Origin of the sequence: Streptomyces sp. NPDC014764, assembly GCF_043082785.1 — a bacterium.
GTDB classification, from domain to species: domain Bacteria; phylum Actinomycetota; class Actinomycetes; order Streptomycetales; family Streptomycetaceae; genus Streptomyces; species Streptomyces althioticus.
Map to the genome: position 1 here is coordinate 157,237 of NZ_JBIBXY010000007.1, position 14,777 is coordinate 172,013.

Consider the following 14,777-nt stretch of genomic DNA (forward strand, 5'->3'; position numbering starts at 1 on the left):
TCCGAGCAGATGACCGACGACACGACCGGCGCCCCGCGCGAACCGGGCAGCCAGTGGTACGACCACGAGGCCGGCCCGCTGGTGCGGCCCTACGCCGTGACCGGCGGACGCACCGCACCCGGCCCTTCCGGCGTGCGCTTCGACCTGATCGCCCTGGTCACGCTGGACCCCGCCGCGCCCGCCGGCGACGACCCCGCGCTCTGCCCCGAGCACCGCGCGCTGATCGGCCTGTGCCGGCCGGAGACCCAGTCCGTCGCCGAACTCGCGGCAGGCGCCGACCTGCCCGTCGGCGTCGTCCGGGTCCTCCTCGGCGACCTGTTGGAACGCGGCCGGGTCACCGTCAGCAGGCCCGTACCGCCCGCCCAGCTGCCCGACGAGCGGGTACTCCGCGAGGTCATCGCGGGGCTGCGGGCGCTGTAGCGGCCGTCCGTTCCGTGGCGGCCCGGCAGCGCGTCGCCCCACCTTCACGGAAGAGCGTCTGAAACACCCTCACGAAAAGAGCGAACGATGGTCTCCGAACACCCCGAAGCCCCCGCCGGCGAGACGACGGCTCTGGCGTTGAAAATCCTGGTCGCCGGCGGTTTCGGCGTGGGGAAGACCACGCTGGTGGGCGCGGTCAGCGAGATCCGGCCGCTGCGCACCGAGGAGATGCTCAGCGAGGCCGGGCGGACGGTGGACGACACCGACGGCGTCGACCACAAGGTCACCACGACGGTCGCCATGGACTTCGGCCGCATCACCATCCGCTCCGGGCTCTCCCTCTACCTCTTCGGCACTCCCGGACAGGACCGCTTCTGGTTCCTGTGGGACGAACTGGCGCAGGGAGCGCTCGGCGCGGTCGTGCTCGCGGACACCCGGCGGCTGGAGGACTGCTTTCCGGCGGTCGACTACTTCGAGCACCGGAAGATCCCCTTCGTCGTCGCCGTCAACTGCTTCTCGGGCGCCCGGCGGCACGACGCGGGCGACGTGTGCCGCGCGCTCGACCTCGACCCGGGGACGCCCGTGGTGCTCTGCGATGCCCGCGAGCGCGCCTCGGGCAAGGAGGTGCTCATCCAGCTCGTCGAGTACGCCGGGCGCATGCACACCGCCCGGCTGCTCGACTCGGTGGGATGACCGCGGTGGCATCCGCCCGTCCGCCGGGCGCCCTCCCACGCCCCGCCCTGGATCAGTCCGCCACGCCCTTTTCGGCCAGCACCTTGTCGATCCGCACCCGGACCAGCAGCTCGCCCGGCACGCCGCCGAGCATCTGGCCGCCGTCTCGTCCGGGCTGCACAGCCTCGCCAAGGGCTCGGGGCGGCACTTCGGCGCGGGCGGGGTACGCCAGACGATGGTGGAGTTCGACGAGGCGGTGCTCTTCGTGACCGCCGCCGGCTCCGGGAGCTGTCTCTGCGTGCTCAGCGGCGCCGAGACCGACATCGGGCACATCGCGTACGAGATGACGCTGCTCGTCAACCGGGTCGGCGAGCATCTGGACGTCGACACCCGCCGCCGACCGGATCCGGACGCGGACGTCTGACCTGCGGATTCGCCGTCTTTGTGGGGGGTGGCGGAGGTTTTCCACAGGGTGGACACGGAGTGTGACGGAACGGATACCGTCTTCCCCGGAGCGGGCGCAACCGGCGCCGGCCCTCCATACACAGGGGGGAGACGAGCATGTCCCGACAGCGGACCACCACCACGCAGCGCACGGTCACGGCTTTCGACACGGGCGCCGGCCCGGTCGCGGCGGCCACGGACGACTCCCGGGTCACGACCGGCCGCGCCGCCCGGGAGCTGGGGCTACGACGCACCGAGTTCGACTTGGCCGTGCGCCTCGGCCGCATCCGCACGGAGCCCGGAGGGGTGGTGGGGGAGCGGCGGGTCGCCCAGGCGGAGATCGAACGCCTGCGGGCCGGTCCTGACTTCCCCGAGGCGCTGCGCCGCAGCGTGCACGCCGTGGGGACAGCGGAGGGGGCCGAGCTGCTGGGGGTGGCGAAGGCCCGCTTCACCCGGCTGGCGAGGCTCGGCCTGCTGATCCCGGTGGCGTTCCACCTGAACCGCTACCGCGCCGTGGTCTGGCTGTATCTCGCGGACGAGCTACGGCTGTTCGGCGACGACGAGAAACACGCGGCGCTGCTGACCGGGCGTATGCCCGAGGGGCTGCGCGGTCTGCTGGACTCCGGGATCGACCTGCGGCCCCGCAACTGGCGCAGCCGGCACCTCGGCTTCCTGCTCCGGGAGGCCGAGGACCCCTGGGCCCGTGCGGGCGCGGTCGCTTCCTTCCTCGACCCGCTGTGCGTGGCACAGGTGGTGCGGGATCCCTACGACCGGTCGCATCTCAACACGTTCCGCCGCCGTCCACCCGGCGGCGCGAACGCCGACTCGCCGGGGGCACGGATCGCGGCTGACCTCATGACAGCCCGGGACGACGACGAGATCGCCTGGCTGCGGGCCGACCTGGCCCGCCTGGTGCACGAGGCCCGGGCCCACCGCCCGGCGCCCCGCCCGTCCGCCTCGTGCCGTCCGACGCCCGCGTCCGAGCCACTCGCGCCCCGTCGGCCGGTGCTCGCGCCCTCGCCGACCAGGCCCACCGCCTCTGCCCGCCCGGACACCCCACCCGCCTCCGACCGCGTCAGACGCCGAGGCCTGCTCGCCCGCTGGCGCCACCGGACCGCCCGACCAGCGACGCGTCCGTGAGGCCAGGTTGCCCGCGGCTCGGGACGCCCGTGAACGGTCGCCCCCGGGCGACTCGCGATGCCGTGCACAGCGGCGGCCGGAGCCGTCCGGCGTTCGTGCGCGGGCGGGACACCGGGTGGCGCGGGTTGGCTCGGGGCGTTCGTGGACGTGCGACGCCGGGCGGCTTGCCTTGCCGTGCACAGCGGCGGCCGGAATCGTCCGGCGTTCGTGCGCGGGCGGGACACCGGTGCCGTGGGCGCCCGGAGCCACCGGAGCATCTCCGGCCCCGCGCGCCGTCCGCGGCCTACAGCGCCCGGAAGAGCCCCTCCTGGACGACCGAGACCAGCATGCGGCCCTCCCGGTCGTAGATCCGGCCGCGGGCCAGCCCGCGGCCGCCCGTGGCGATGGGGGACTCCTGGTCGTACAGGAACCACTCGTCCGCGCGGAACGGCCGGTGGAACCACATCGCGTGGTCCAGCGACGCCATGTCGAACCCACGCGGACCCCACAGCGGCTCCACCGGGATCCGCACCGCGTCCAGCAGCGTCATGTCGCTGGCGTAGGTCAGCGCGCAGGTGTGCACCAGCGGGTCGTCGCCGAGCGGCCCGACCGCGCGCATCCACACCGCGCTGCGCGGCTCCGCGCCCTCGACCTCGTCCGGCTTCCAGCGCAGCCGGTCGACGTAACGGATGTCGAAGGGCTGGCGACGCGCCATCCGCTCCAACTGCTCCGGCAGCGCGCCCAGATGCTCCCGGATCTCGTCCGCGACCGTCGGCAGCGACTCGGGGTCCGGCACCTCGCGGGCCGGAGGCAGCTGGTGCTCGAAGCTCCCCTGTTCAGGCTTGTGGAAGGAGGCGGTCAGATTGAATATCGTGCGGCCCTGCTGCACGGCGGTGACCCGGCGGGTCGTGAACGACCTGCCGTCCCGCACACGTTCCACCTGGTACACGATCGGCACCCCGGGCCGGCCCGGGCGCAGGAAATACGCGTGCAGCGAGTGCACCGGGCGGTCGCCCTCCGTGGTGCGGCCGGCGGCGACCAGCGCCTGGCCGGCGACCTGCCCGCCGAAGACCCGCTGCAGGGACTCCTGCGGGCTGCGGCCGCGGAAGATGTCGACCTCGATCTGCTCCAGGTCGAGCAGGTCGACGAGGCTCTCGGCCGGGTTCGTCATCGGTGCGTCCCTCCCGTGCTCACAGCTGGCCGACGGCGGTGACCCGCACGACGGCACGGCCCTCCGCGTCGGAGGCGGTCAGATCGACCTCGGCGCTGATGCCCCAGTCGTGGTCGTCGTTCGGGTCGTCGAAGATCTGGCGGACCCGCCACAGCCCGTTCTCCGGCTGCTCGTCGATGATGAGCAGCTTGGGGCCACGGGCGTCGGGACCGGTGCCGAGTTCCCCGTACTCGTCCCAGTACTTGTCCATCGCCTCGCCCCACGCGTCGGCGTCCCAGCCGGACTCGCCGTCCAGCTCGCCCAGCGCGTCCACCTGGTCGAGGGCGGCGAGTTCCACGCGGCGGAACATGGCGTTGCGGACGAGCACGCGGAAGGCGCGGGCGTTGGCGGTGACCGGCTTGACCTGGTCGGCCTTCTCCTGGGCCTCCTCGGCGGTCATCTCCTCCGGGTTCGCCAGCTGCTCCCACTCGTCCAGCAGGCTGGAGTCGACCTGGCGCACCGTCTCGCCCAGCCAGGCGATCAGGTCCTCCAGATCCTCCGACTTCAGGTCGTCGGGGATGGTGTGCTCCAGCGCCTTGTAGGCGCTCGCGAGGTAGCGCAGCACGATGCCCTCGGTGCGGGCCAGCTCGTAGTGGGACACCAGCTCCGTGAAGGACAGCGCCCGCTCGTACATGTCCCGGACCACGGACTTCGGCGACAGCGGATGGTCGCCGACCCACGGGTGGGACTTGCGGTACGTGTTGTACGCGTGGAAGAGCAGCTCCTCCAGCGGCTTCGGGTAGGTGATGTCCTGGAGGCGCTCCATGCGCTCCTCGTACTCCACCCCGTCGGCCTTCATCGCGGCGACCGCCTCACCGCGCGCCTTGTTCTGCTGAGCGGCGAGGATCTGCCGCGGGTCGTCCAGGGTGGACTCCACCACGGACACCATGTCCAGCGCGTACGACGGCGATTCGGGGTCCAGCAGCTCGAACGCGGCCAGCGCGAACGTGGACAGCGGCTGGTTGAGCGCGAAGTCCTGCTGCAGATCCACGGTGAGACGCACGATGCGCCCCTCCGCGTCCGGCTCGTCGAGCTTCTCGACGATGCCGCCGTCCAGCAGCGACCGGTAGATGGCGATCGCCCGCCGGATGTGGCGGAGCTGCTGCTTGCGCGGCTCGTGGTTGTCCTCCAGCAGGTGGCGCATCGCCTCGAAGGCGTTGCCGGGCCGGGCGATCACCGACAGCAGCATGGTGTGGGTGACGCGGAAGCGGGAGGTCAGCGGCTCCGGCTCGGACCCGATGAGCTTCTCGAAGGTCTGCTCGCTCCACGCGACGAAGCCCTCGGGGGCCTTCTTGCGTACCACCTTGCGGCGCTTCTTCGGGTCGTCGCCGGCCTTCGCCAGCGCCTTCTCGTTCTCGATGACGTGCTCCGGCGCCTGGGCCACCACGAAGCCCTCGGTGTCGAAGCCGGCTCGCCCGGCGCGCCCCGCGATCTGGTGGAACTCACGCGCCCGCAGCGTGCGCACCCGGTTGCCGTCGTACTTCGTGAGCGCGGTGAACAGCACCGTGCGGATGGGGACGTTGACGCCCACACCGAGGGTGTCGGTGCCGCAGATGACCTTCAGCAGACCGGCCTGCGCCAGCTTCTCCACCAGGCGCCGGTACTTGGGCAGCATGCCGGCGTGGTGCACACCGATGCCGTGCCGCACGTAACGGGACAGGTTGCGGCCGAACTTGGTGGTGAAGCGGAAGTTGCCGATCAGATCGGCGATCTTGTCCTTCTCCTCGCGCGTGCACATGTTGATGCTCATCAGCGCCTGCGCCCGCTCGACGGCCTGCGCCTGCGTGAAGTGCACGATGTACACCGGCGCCTGCCGAGCCTCGAGGAGATCGGTCAGCGTCTCGGTGAGCGGCGTGTACCGGTACTCGTACGACAGCGGCACCGGCCGGGTCGCCGAGCGGACCACCGCGGTGGGCCGGTCGGTGCGCCGGGCGAGGTCCTTCTCGAAGAAGGAGACGTCGCCGAGCGTCGCCGACATCAGCACGAACTGCGCCTGCGGCAGCTCGAGCAGCGGAATCTGCCAGGCCCAGCCGCGGTCCGGCTCCGCGTAGAAGTGGAACTCGTCCATCACGACCTGGCCGACGTCGGCGTGCTTGCCGTCGCGCAGCGCGATCGAGGCGAGCACCTCGGCGGTGCAGCAGATCACGGGGGCATCGGCGTTCACGGACGCGTCACCGGTGAGCATGCCGACGTTCTCGGTGCCGAAGATCTTGCACAGTTCGAAGAACTTCTCCGAGACGAGCGCCTTGATGGGGGCGGTGTAGAAGGTGACCTCGTCCCGGGCCAGCGCCGCGAAGTGGGCGCCCGCGGCGATCATGCTCTTGCCGGATCCGGTGGGCGTCGAGACGATCACGTTCGCTCCCGACACCACCTCGATCAACGCCTCCTCCTGGTGCGGATAGAGGGTGAGCCCGCGCTCCTGCGCCCACGACTCGAAGGCTTCGTACAGGGCGTCGGGGTCGGCGTTCGGCGGCAGCTGATCGATGAGGGTCACCACCCCATCTTGCCTGCCCACTCGCCCGATGCGGGAATCGGCTGTCGGCTCGAAGATCACTACCGCTACGCTGTGTCGCCGGCGCAGCGTCAGCGTCCCCGGTCAACCGGGCGGCGGCGAAAGAGGAATGGGGCGGGCACAGGTCATGATGGGACCAGCACACTCACTGTCGGGCGCCGCGGCCTGGCTCGGGGTCGGGGCGGCGACCGCCGCGGCCGGGTACCCGATGCCGTGGCCCGTGCTGCTGGCCGGTGCGCTGATCTGCGCCGGCGCCGCGCTCGCGCCGGACCTGGACCACAAGTCCGCCACCATCTCGCGGTCCTTCGGCCCGGTCTCACGCTGGCTGTGCGAGATCGTCGACAAGTTGTCCTACGCCGTCTACAAAGCGACGAAGAAGCCGGCCGACCCCCGTCGCTCGGGCGGTCACCGCACCCTCACCCACACCTGGCTGTGGGCGGTCATGATCGGCGGCGGCACTTCGGCGCTGGCGATCACCGGCGACCGCTGGGCTGTGCTCTTCATCCTCTTCGTGCACATGGTGCTGGCCATCGAGGGCCTGCTGTGGCGGGCGACCCGAGGCTCCAGCAGCGACGTACTGGTGTGGCTGCTGGCCGCGACGAGTGCCTGGATCATCGCGGGCATCCTCGACGAGCCCGGCAACGGCGCGAGCTGGCTGTTCACGGAGCCCGGTCAGGAATACCTGTGGCTCGGCCTGCCCATCGTGCTCGGCGCGATCGTGCACGACATCGGGGACGCGCTGACCGTCTCCGGCTGCCCGATCCTGTGGCCCATACCCGTGGGGCGCAAGCGCTGGTACCCGATCGGCCCGCCGAAGGCCCTGCGGTTCCGCGCCGGCAGCTGGGTGGAGCTGAAGGTGTTGATGCCTGCCTTCATGCTGCTGGGCGGGGTGGGCTGCGCAGCGGCGCTCAACGTCATATAGCGCCCGACGTCATGCAGTGCCCGACGTCATGCAGTGCCCGACGTCGGAGGGCGGGTCAGCTGTCGCTCCCGCCGCCCTCGACCCCTTCGCCGCCGTAACGGCGCTGGAAGCGGGCGACACGGCCCTCGGTGTCCACCGTCCTGGCCTTGCCCGTGTAGAACGGGTGGCTCTCCGAGGAGATCTCCACGTCCACCACCGGGTAGGTCTCGCCGTCGTCCCATTCGATGGTCTGCGCGCTGGACGCGGTCGACCGGGTGAGGAAGGCGTAGCCGGCGGCCCGGTCACGGAAGACGACCGGGTGGTAGTCGGGGTGCTTGTCCTTCTGCATGGGTGCTCCTCGGGCGGCTGGGTTCCGCGAGCGCGGCCGGAAACGGCGGGGTCAGCCGGGCAGGCTGTCCTCGTCGACGATGTGCACGGCGGCCTCCTCGGCGGAGGCGGCGGCGCCGTCGATGCCCACGTCGTAGGCGACCAGCGCCTCCTCGTCGTCCTCGTGCGCCCCTTCGTCGGGGGCGACGAGCCGGCCGGAGCGTGCCGCACCGACCTCGTTGTCCAGGAGTTCCCCGTCGGTGCCGGTGGAATCACCGACGCCGTCGCCGTCCGGCACGGGCAGATCCGGCAGCTCCTCGGTCAGCCGCTGCTCCAGGGTCTCGCCCTCGTGCTGCTCGGCGGCGGTCACACCGTAGTGCTCCACGGCCCAGGGCCGCTCGGGAGGGGACCAGCCCCGGTCCAGGGGGTCGGCGACACCGTCGGTCTCCAGCGTGTCCTCGGCGTCCAGCAGTCCGGCGTCGTCCTGGATCTCGGACGCGTCGGGCTGGTAGACGTCGTCTCCCCAACCGTCACCGCTGTTCACGGACACCTCCAGGGGGTGGGGCGGGCCGCGTTGCCCGCCGTGGCCCGCACCCGGGCCGTCTCCACGGGCACCGGACCCGCCAAGACCCGATCACCGGGCCCCGGACGCTCCCGTAGCCGATGCCTGCTTCCAGCCTTCCACCGGATCTCCCGACCCCGCAACGCCACAGGTGGTGACCGCCGGGGGCCGGCCCGCTGTCCCAGGCGCCGTCGCCGCCGACCCGAGCACCACCCACGGGGCGCACGCCGCCTGTGGAGGAGGGTTCGGATGGCCCGTTCGCGAGCCATGCGCGCGGGGTGTGGGCTCACCTGCCGACGGCGAGGCGCCCGGTTGCCCCGCCTCCGGGGTTGCCCCTGGGGCCCGCCCCGCCCCTGGGGACCCGCCGGCCTGTGTCATACCCGCGATCCGACAGTCCCCGCGGGCCCAGGGCAGCCCCGGGGCGTGAGCCCCGGTCACCCGTGCCAGCTGCGCCACAGGGCCGCGTACGCCCCGTCCGCCGTGACCAGTTCCTCGTGGCTGCCCAGTTCGCTGATGCGGCCGTTCTCGACGACGGCGATGACGTCCGCGTCGTGGGCCGTGTGCAGACGGTGGGCGATGGCGACGACGGTGCGGCCGTCGAGGACGCGGGCCAGGGACCGCTCCAGGTGACGTGCCGCGCGCGGGTCGAGCAGCGAGGTCGCCTCGTCGAGGACCAGCGTGTGCGGGTCGGCCAGCACCAGCCGGGCCAGCGCGATCTGCTGCGCCTGTGCCGGGGTGAGCGCGAACCCGCCCGAGCCGACCTCCGTGTCCAGGCCGTCCTCCAGTGCCCGCGCCCACGCGTCCGCGTCGACCGCGCCGAGCGCCGCCCACAGTTCGGCGTCCTCCGCGTCGGTGCGGGCGAGTCGCAGGTTGTCGCGCAGGGAGCCGACGAAGACGTGGTGCTCCTGGTTGACGAGGGCGACGTGGGAGCGGACCCGTTCCGCGGTCATGCGGGACAGTTCCGCGTCGCCGAGGGTGACGCGTCCCTCCCGGGGCGCGTAGATCCCCGCGAGCAGCCGGCCCAGCGTGGACTTGCCCGCGCCCGAGGGACCCACCAGGGCCATCCGGGTCCCCGGCGGCACGTCGAGGGACACCTTGCGCAGGACGTCCACGCCCTCCGCATAGCCGAAGTGCACGGTGTCCGCCCGCAGCCGCCGCCCCTCGGGCGTCATGCCCGGGTCCCCGGCGTCGGGCTCGATGTCCCGCACGCCGACCAGCCGGGCCAGCGACACCTGGGCGACCTGCAGCTCGTCGTACCAGCGCAGGACGAGCCCGACCGGGTCCACCAGCATCTGCGCGATCAGCGCGGCCGTCGTCAGCTGGCCGACGCCGATCCAGCCCTGGAGCACGAACACCCCGCCGATCATCAGGACCGACCCGAGGACCGTGACGTGGGTGATGTTCACGACGGGGAAGAGCACCGAGCGCAGCCACAGCGTGTAGCGCTCCCAGGCCGTCCATTCCCGCACCCGCTGGTCCGTCAGCGCAACACGGCGCGGGCCGAGGCGGTGCGCCTCCACCGTCCCCCCGGCGTCCACGGTCTCGGCGAGCGCGGCGGCCACCGCCGCGTACCCGGCCGCCTCCGAGCGGTAGGCGCCCGGCGCCCGGCGGAAGTACCAGCGGCAGCCGGCCACCAGCAGCGGCACCGCGACCAGCACCGCGGGCGCCAGCTCCGGCGCGGTGACGACCAGGCCGCCGAGCAGCAGGGCCGCCCACACCACGCCGATCGCCAGCTGGGGCACGGCCTCGCGCATGGCGTTGCCGAGCCGGTCGATGTCGGTGGTGATCCGCGACAGCAGGTCACCGGTGCCGGCCCGTTCCAGCACGCCCGGCGGCAGTCCGACCGACCGCACCAGGAAGTCCTCGCGCAGGTCGGCCAGCATCCGCTCGCCGAGCACCGCCCCGCGCAGCCGCACCTGCCGCACGAACCCCGCGTGCACCACGAGGGCGGCGACGAACACGGTCGCGGTGAGCCCCAGGTGCAGCTCCCGCGCGCCGGACGAAACCCGTTCCACGAGCCCGCCCAGCAGGTAGGGGCCGACCATCGAGGCGATCACCGCCACCGTGTTGACGGCGACCAGCAGCAGGAAGGCCCGCCGGTGCCGGCGCAGCAGCTCGGCCACGTAGGCGCGTACGGTCGCGGGCGTGCCCACCGGCAGCGTGCTGGCCGCGGTGGGTGCCGCCGGGTCGTACGCCGGTGGCGCGACGCCGATCATGCCGTCTCCTCGATCTCTTCGAGCGTTTCCAGTTCCTCGAGGACGTCCGGGACCTCGTCCGTGCGCCGCCCGGCGCCGTCGGCACGGTGCGCTGCGGACGACGCCGTCTCCTCCTCCGTCTCGCGGGTCACCACGGCCCGGTAGCGGGGCTCGGTGCGCACCAGTTCCCGGTGGCCGCCCGCTGCGACGACCGTGCCCTCGTGCAGGAACACCACGCGGTCGGCGCGGTCCAGCAGCAGCGGGGACGAGGTGAACACCACCGTGGTGCGCCCGGACCGCAGGCCGCGCACGCCCTCGGCGATGCGCGCCTCGGTGTGCGAGTCGACTGCCGAGGTCGGCTCGTCCAGCACCAGCACCTCCGGGTCGGTGACCAGCGACCGGGCGAGCGCGAGCCGCTGGCGCTGCCCGCCGGACAGCGACCGCCCGCGTTCGGTGATGCGGGCGTCCATCGGGTCCTCCGCGCCCAGCGACCCCTGGACCAGCGCGACCAGCACGTCCTGGCACTGCGCGGCCTCCAGCGCCGCCCCCGGGTCCACCGAGCCGGACGCGGGCACGTCGAGCAGCTCCCGCAGCGTGCCGGAGAGCAGCACCGGGTCCTTGTCCTGCACCAGCACGGCCGTGCGGGCACTGTCCAGCGGCAGTTCGTCGAGGGGCACCCCGCCGAGCAGCACCGAGGTGCCTTCCTGCGCGGCGTGCCCGCCGAGCCGCTCGGCCAGCCGTCCCGCCGCGTCAGGGTCCCCGCACACCACGGCGGTGAGCAGCCCGGACGAGGCGCACAGCCCCGTCTTCGGGTCGTACAGCTCGCCCGCCGGGATCTCGGCGGCGCGTGTGCCGGCGGTGTCCGTGGCCCGCTCCAGCGACAGAACGCGCGCGGCCCGCCGGGCCGAGGGGCGCGAGAAGGAGTACGCCATGGCGATCTCCTCGAAATGCCGCAGAGGGTAGGTCAGGAGCATCACCGAGCTGTAGACGGTGACCAGTTCGCCGACGTCGATCCGGCCGTCGCCGGCCAGACGGACGCCGTACCAGACCACCGTGATCAGCAGCAGGCCCGGCAGCAGCACCTGGACGGCCGCGATCAGCGCCCACATCCGCGCGCTGCGCACGGCCGCGTGGCGGACCTCCTGCGAGGCGCGCCGGTAGCGGTCGAGGAACAGGTCCTCGCCGCCGATGCCGCGCAGCACCCGCAGACCGGCGACGGTGTCGGAGGCCAGCTCGGTGGCCCGTCCGGCCTTCTCGCGCTGGACGTCGGCCCGCCGGGTCGCCTGGGGCAGCAACGGCAGTACCGCGAGCGCCAGCACGGGCAGTCCCACGGCGACGACGACACCCAGGGCGGGCTGGTAGACGAGGAGGCCGACGGTGACCGCGACGATGGTGACCGCGGCGGCGGTGAACCGAGACAGGGCCTCCACGAACCAGCCGATCTTCTCCACGTCACCCGTGGAGACCGCGACGACCTCGCCCGCGGCCACCCGCCGGGTCAGCGCCGAGCCCAGCACGGCGGCCTTGCGGCCGAGGAGCTGCTGCACCCGGGCGGCGGCGGTGATCCAGTTGGTGACGGCGGCGCGGTGCAGGAAGGTGTCGCCGGCCGCGACGCCCGCGCCGGCCAGTGCCAGCAGCCCGCCCGCCAGCGCGAGCCGCCCGCCGGAGCGGTCGACCGCGGCCTGGACGGCGGCGCCGACGCAGAACGGCAGCGAGGCGACGGACGCGAAGTGGAGCAGGCCCCAGGCCAGCGCCTTCAGCTGTCCGCCGAGCTGGTTGCGGAAGAGCCACCACAGGAATCGAGGACCCGAGCGGGCGTCGGGCACGCCCGGGTCGGGATACGGAAGGTCGTGAATCTGCATGGTGTCCCAGTGGCTCGGAGCAGGGCCGCGGACGTCCTCGGACGGCGGCAGCAAACCGTGACAGGTTGACTCCGCCACGTACCCCCGGGCAACTGGTTTTCCCGGCCACGGCCGGCGCGCGGGACGCGTGCGTCCGGGACGGGCGTCAGCTCTCGCCGTCGTCCGGTCGCGGAGCCGCGCCCTCCTCGCACGGCGGCCCGGGCGGACCGTCGACCAGGGTGTCCAGCAGCTCCCCGAGCTGCTCCCGCTCCCGTTCACCCAGCGGGGCGAGGATCTCCGACGCCGCCGCCCGCCGCGCCGCGCGCAGTTCGCGGAGCGTCTCACGGCCCTCGTCGGTCAGCTCGATGCGGATCACCCGCCGGTTGGCCGGATCCGGGGCCCTGCGCACTTTGCCGTGTGCCTCCAGCCCGTCGACCAGCGTGGTCACCGCGCGGGGCACCACCTCCAGCCGCTCCGCGAGGTCGGCCATACGGGGCGGCGAGCTGTAGTGCGCGAGGGTGCGCAGCAGCCGGGACTGGGCAGGAGTGATGCCGAGCTCGCGCCGCTCCAGATGGCGTTTCTGGATGCGATGCACCCGGCGGGTGAGCCGGAGCAGCTGCTCGGCCAGCAGGCCGTCGGGGTCGGGGGCGGTCATGCGGGAACATTATCAGGATGGCGCTCATTGTGAGTACAGGTAACAATGAATACTGTTCATCGAGAGCCGCACCCCGAAGGAGACCATGCACCCCGATCACGCACCCGCGTGGACGCCGCCCGCCGGAGCCGAGCAGGAGCCCCGGCAGGTGCGGCGCATCCTGCGCCTCTTCCGCCCCTACCGGGGCCGCCTCGCGATCGTCGGACTGCTCGTCGGGGCGTCGTCGCTCGTGTCGGTCGCCTCGCCGTTCCTGCTGAAGGCGATCCTCGACGTCGCGCTCCCCGAGGGCCGCACCGGCCTGCTCAGCCTGCTGGTGCTCGGCATGGTCCTCAGCGCCGTGCTCACCAGTGTCTTCGGCGTGCTGCAGACCCTGATCTCCACGACCGTGGGCCAGCGCGTCATGCACGATCTGCGCACCGCCGTCTACGGGCGTCTTCAGCGCATGTCGCTCGCTTTCTTCACCCGCACCCGCACCGGCGAGGTGCAGTCCCGCATCGCCAACGACATCGGCGGCATGCAGGCCACCGTCACCTCGACGGCGACCTCGCTGGTCTCCAACCTCACCAGCGTGGTCGCGACGATCGTGGCGATGCTCGCGCTCGACTGGCGCCTGACGGCCGTGTCGCTGGCACTGCTGCCCGTCTTCGTCTGGATCAGCCGCCGCGTCGGCAACGAACGCAAGAAGATCACCACCCGGCGCCAGAAGCAGATGGCGACGATGGCGGCCACGGTCACCGAGTCGCTGTCGGTCAGCGGCATCCTGCTCGGCCGCACGATGGGCCGCTCCGACTCGCTGACCGCCGCCTTCGCCGACGAGTCGGAGCGGCTGGTCGATCTGGAGGTGCGGTCGAGCATGGCGGGCCGCTGGCGGATGGCGGTCATCACGATCGTCATGGCCGCCATGCCGGCGGTCATCTACTGGACGGCCGGCCTCGCCCTGCACTCGGGCGGCCCGGAAGTGTCGATCGGCACCATCGTCGCGTTCGTCTCGCTCCAGCAGGGTCTCTTCCGCCCGGCGGTCAGCCTGCTGTCCACCGGCGTGCAGATCCAGACCTCGCTCGCCCTCTTCCAGCGCATCTTCGAGTACCTCGACCTGCCGATCGACATCACCGAGCGCGAGGACCCGGTGCGCCTGGACGGGGTGAAGGGCGAGGTCCGTTTCGAGAACGTCTCGTTCGGCTACGACGGCAAGGGCGGCCCGGTGCTCGACGGCATCGACATCATCGTCCCGCCCGGCGGCAGCCTCGCCGTCGTCGGCCCGACCGGCGCAGGCAAGTCCACGCTGGGCCACCTGGTGCCGCGGCTGTACGACGTCACGGGCGGGCGGGTCACCCTCGACGGGGTGGACGTGCGCGACCTCGACTTCGACACCCTGGCCCGCGCGGTGGGCGTCGTCTCCCAGGAGACGTACCTCTTCCACGCGTCGGTCGCCGACAACCTGCGTTTCGCCAAGCCCGGCGCCACGGACGAGGAACTGCACGCGGCGGCGAAGGCGGCCCAGATCCACGACCACATCGCGGCCCTGCCGGACGGCTACGACACCGTCGTCGGTGAGCGCGGCCACCGCTTCTCCGGCGGCGAGAAGCAGCGCCTGGCGATCGCCCGGACCATCCTGCGCGACCCGCCGGTGCTCGTCCTCGACGAGGCGACCAGCGCGCTGGACACCCGTACCGAGGCGGCGGTCCAGGCCGCGATCGACGCGCTGTCGGCCGACCGGACCACCATCACGATCGCCCACCGGCTGTCCACGGTCCGCGGCGCGGACCAGATCGTGGTCCTGGACGCGGGGCGCGTCGTGGAGCGCGGGGCCCACGAGGAACTGCTGGAGCGCGGCGGCCGGTACGCGGCCCTCGTGCGACGGGACGCCCGACTGGAGCCGACAAGCTGAAAATATGCCGGGTTTGTGGCGATATGCGGGT

The 14,777-nt window shown here is 72.6% G+C and carries 13 protein-coding genes; 6 read left to right on the plus strand and 7 right to left on the minus strand.

Translation table 11 applies throughout. The features are described from left to right. The first annotated feature begins 9 nt into the window (after window positions 1-9). The 4 genes from ACF1AG_RS19480 (at window position 10) to ACF1AG_RS19495 (ending at window position 2,676) form a co-directional block, all read left to right on the plus strand. Window positions 10-420: a DUF742 domain-containing protein gene (locus tag ACF1AG_RS19480; RefSeq protein WP_359604221.1), complete on the plus strand. Its 411-nt coding sequence runs from the start codon at window positions 10-12 to the stop codon at window positions 418-420. Window positions 421-507: 87 nt separating this feature from the next. After that, complete coding sequence (locus ACF1AG_RS19485) at window positions 508-1,113, plus strand: ATP/GTP-binding protein (protein WP_359604219.1); 606 nt, start codon at window positions 508-510, stop codon at window positions 1,111-1,113. A 10-nt stretch (window positions 1,114-1,123) separates the two neighbouring features. Further along, the gene (locus ACF1AG_RS19490) at window positions 1,124-1,516 is read left to right on the plus strand and encodes a roadblock/LC7 domain-containing protein (RefSeq protein WP_391810183.1); all 393 of its coding nucleotides are present in this window, start codon (window positions 1,124-1,126) and stop codon (window positions 1,514-1,516) included. A 137-nt stretch (window positions 1,517-1,653) separates the two neighbouring features. Beyond that, window positions 1,654-2,676, plus strand: a complete 1,023-nt coding sequence (locus tag ACF1AG_RS19495; protein WP_387797125.1) for a DUF6397 family protein — start codon at window positions 1,654-1,656, stop codon at window positions 2,674-2,676. Window positions 2,677-2,959: 283 nt separating this feature from the next. On the opposite strand, the gene ACF1AG_RS19500 is transcribed toward ACF1AG_RS19495, so the two are convergent. Both ACF1AG_RS19500 and ACF1AG_RS19505 read right to left on the minus strand, forming a co-directional pair. Then, on the minus strand, window positions 2,960-3,826 hold the full coding sequence (locus ACF1AG_RS19500) for an acyl-CoA thioesterase II (RefSeq protein WP_102636937.1): 867 nt from the start codon (window positions 3,824-3,826) through the stop codon (window positions 2,960-2,962). 19 nt (window positions 3,827-3,845) lie between these two features. Then, window positions 3,846-6,359: a DUF3516 domain-containing protein gene (locus ACF1AG_RS19505; protein ID WP_359604209.1), complete on the minus strand. Its 2,514-nt coding sequence runs from the start codon at window positions 6,357-6,359 to the stop codon at window positions 3,846-3,848. Between the two features lie 145 nt (window positions 6,360-6,504). On the opposite strand from ACF1AG_RS19505, the gene ACF1AG_RS19510 reads away from it, so the two are divergent. Beyond that, window positions 6,505-7,299 (plus strand): metal-dependent hydrolase, encoded by a 795-nt coding sequence (locus tag ACF1AG_RS19510; protein WP_359604208.1) that lies wholly within the window; start codon window positions 6,505-6,507, stop codon window positions 7,297-7,299. A gap of 55 nt (window positions 7,300-7,354) precedes the next feature. Here ACF1AG_RS19510 and ACF1AG_RS19515 read toward each other — a convergent pair whose 3' ends face one another. The 5 genes from ACF1AG_RS19515 to ACF1AG_RS19535 form a co-directional block, all read right to left on the minus strand. Then, window positions 7,355-7,627, minus strand: coding sequence for a type B 50S ribosomal protein L31 (locus ACF1AG_RS19515; protein WP_359604206.1), 273 nt, complete (start codon window positions 7,625-7,627; stop codon window positions 7,355-7,357). 51 nt (window positions 7,628-7,678) lie between these two features. Beyond that, the gene (locus ACF1AG_RS19520; RefSeq protein WP_359604204.1) at window positions 7,679-8,149 is read right to left on the minus strand and encodes a DUF5709 domain-containing protein; all 471 of its coding nucleotides are present in this window, start codon (window positions 8,147-8,149) and stop codon (window positions 7,679-7,681) included. A 452-nt stretch (window positions 8,150-8,601) separates the two neighbouring features. Further along, window positions 8,602-10,383, minus strand: a complete 1,782-nt coding sequence (locus ACF1AG_RS19525) for an ABC transporter ATP-binding protein (protein ID WP_359604202.1) — start codon at window positions 10,381-10,383, stop codon at window positions 8,602-8,604. Next, entirely contained in the window at window positions 10,380-12,224 is a 1,845-nt protein-coding gene (locus ACF1AG_RS19530) for an ABC transporter transmembrane domain-containing protein (RefSeq protein ID WP_387797122.1), read from the minus strand. The genes ACF1AG_RS19525 and ACF1AG_RS19530 overlap by 4 nt, the downstream gene beginning before the upstream one ends. Window positions 12,225-12,369: 145 nt before the next feature. Continuing rightward, window positions 12,370-12,858 (minus strand): MarR family transcriptional regulator, encoded by a 489-nt coding sequence (locus tag ACF1AG_RS19535; protein ID WP_359604199.1) that lies wholly within the window; start codon window positions 12,856-12,858, stop codon window positions 12,370-12,372. Window positions 12,859-12,943: 85 nt separating this feature from the next. Between ACF1AG_RS19535 and ACF1AG_RS19540 the strand changes: the two genes are divergently transcribed. Further along, a complete protein-coding gene (locus ACF1AG_RS19540; RefSeq protein WP_387797119.1) occupies window positions 12,944-14,746 on the plus strand; it encodes an ABC transporter ATP-binding protein in 1,803 nt (600 codons plus the stop codon). Window positions 14,747-14,777 lie beyond the last annotated feature (31 nt).

What these genes read in the sequence shown, in the direction of transcription:
- ACF1AG_RS19480 (WP_359604221.1), top strand. Translation starts at nt 10, where the DNA reads ATGACCGACGACACGACCGGCGCCCCGCGCGAACCGGGCAGCCAGTGG.
- ACF1AG_RS19485 (WP_359604219.1), top strand. Translation starts at nt 508, where the DNA reads ATGGTCTCCGAACACCCCGAAGCCCCCGCCGGCGAGACGACGGCTCTG.
- ACF1AG_RS19495 (WP_387797125.1), top strand. Translation starts at nt 1,654, where the DNA reads ATGTCCCGACAGCGGACCACCACCACGCAGCGCACGGTCACGGCTTTC.
- ACF1AG_RS19500 (WP_102636937.1), bottom strand. Translation starts at nt 3,826, where the DNA reads ATGACGAACCCGGCCGAGAGCCTCGTCGACCTGCTCGACCTGGAGCAG.
- ACF1AG_RS19510 (WP_359604208.1), top strand. Translation starts at nt 6,505, where the DNA reads ATGATGGGACCAGCACACTCACTGTCGGGCGCCGCGGCCTGGCTCGGG.
- ACF1AG_RS19515 (WP_359604206.1), bottom strand. Translation starts at nt 7,627, where the DNA reads ATGCAGAAGGACAAGCACCCCGACTACCACCCGGTCGTCTTCCGTGAC.
- ACF1AG_RS19525 (WP_359604202.1), bottom strand. Translation starts at nt 10,383, where the DNA reads ATGATCGGCGTCGCGCCACCGGCGTACGACCCGGCGGCACCCACCGCG.
- ACF1AG_RS19530 (WP_387797122.1), bottom strand. Translation starts at nt 12,224, where the DNA reads ATGCAGATTCACGACCTTCCGTATCCCGACCCGGGCGTGCCCGACGCC.
- ACF1AG_RS19535 (WP_359604199.1), bottom strand. Translation starts at nt 12,858, where the DNA reads ATGACCGCCCCCGACCCCGACGGCCTGCTGGCCGAGCAGCTGCTCCGG.
- ACF1AG_RS19540 (WP_387797119.1), top strand. Translation starts at nt 12,944, where the DNA reads ATGCACCCCGATCACGCACCCGCGTGGACGCCGCCCGCCGGAGCCGAG.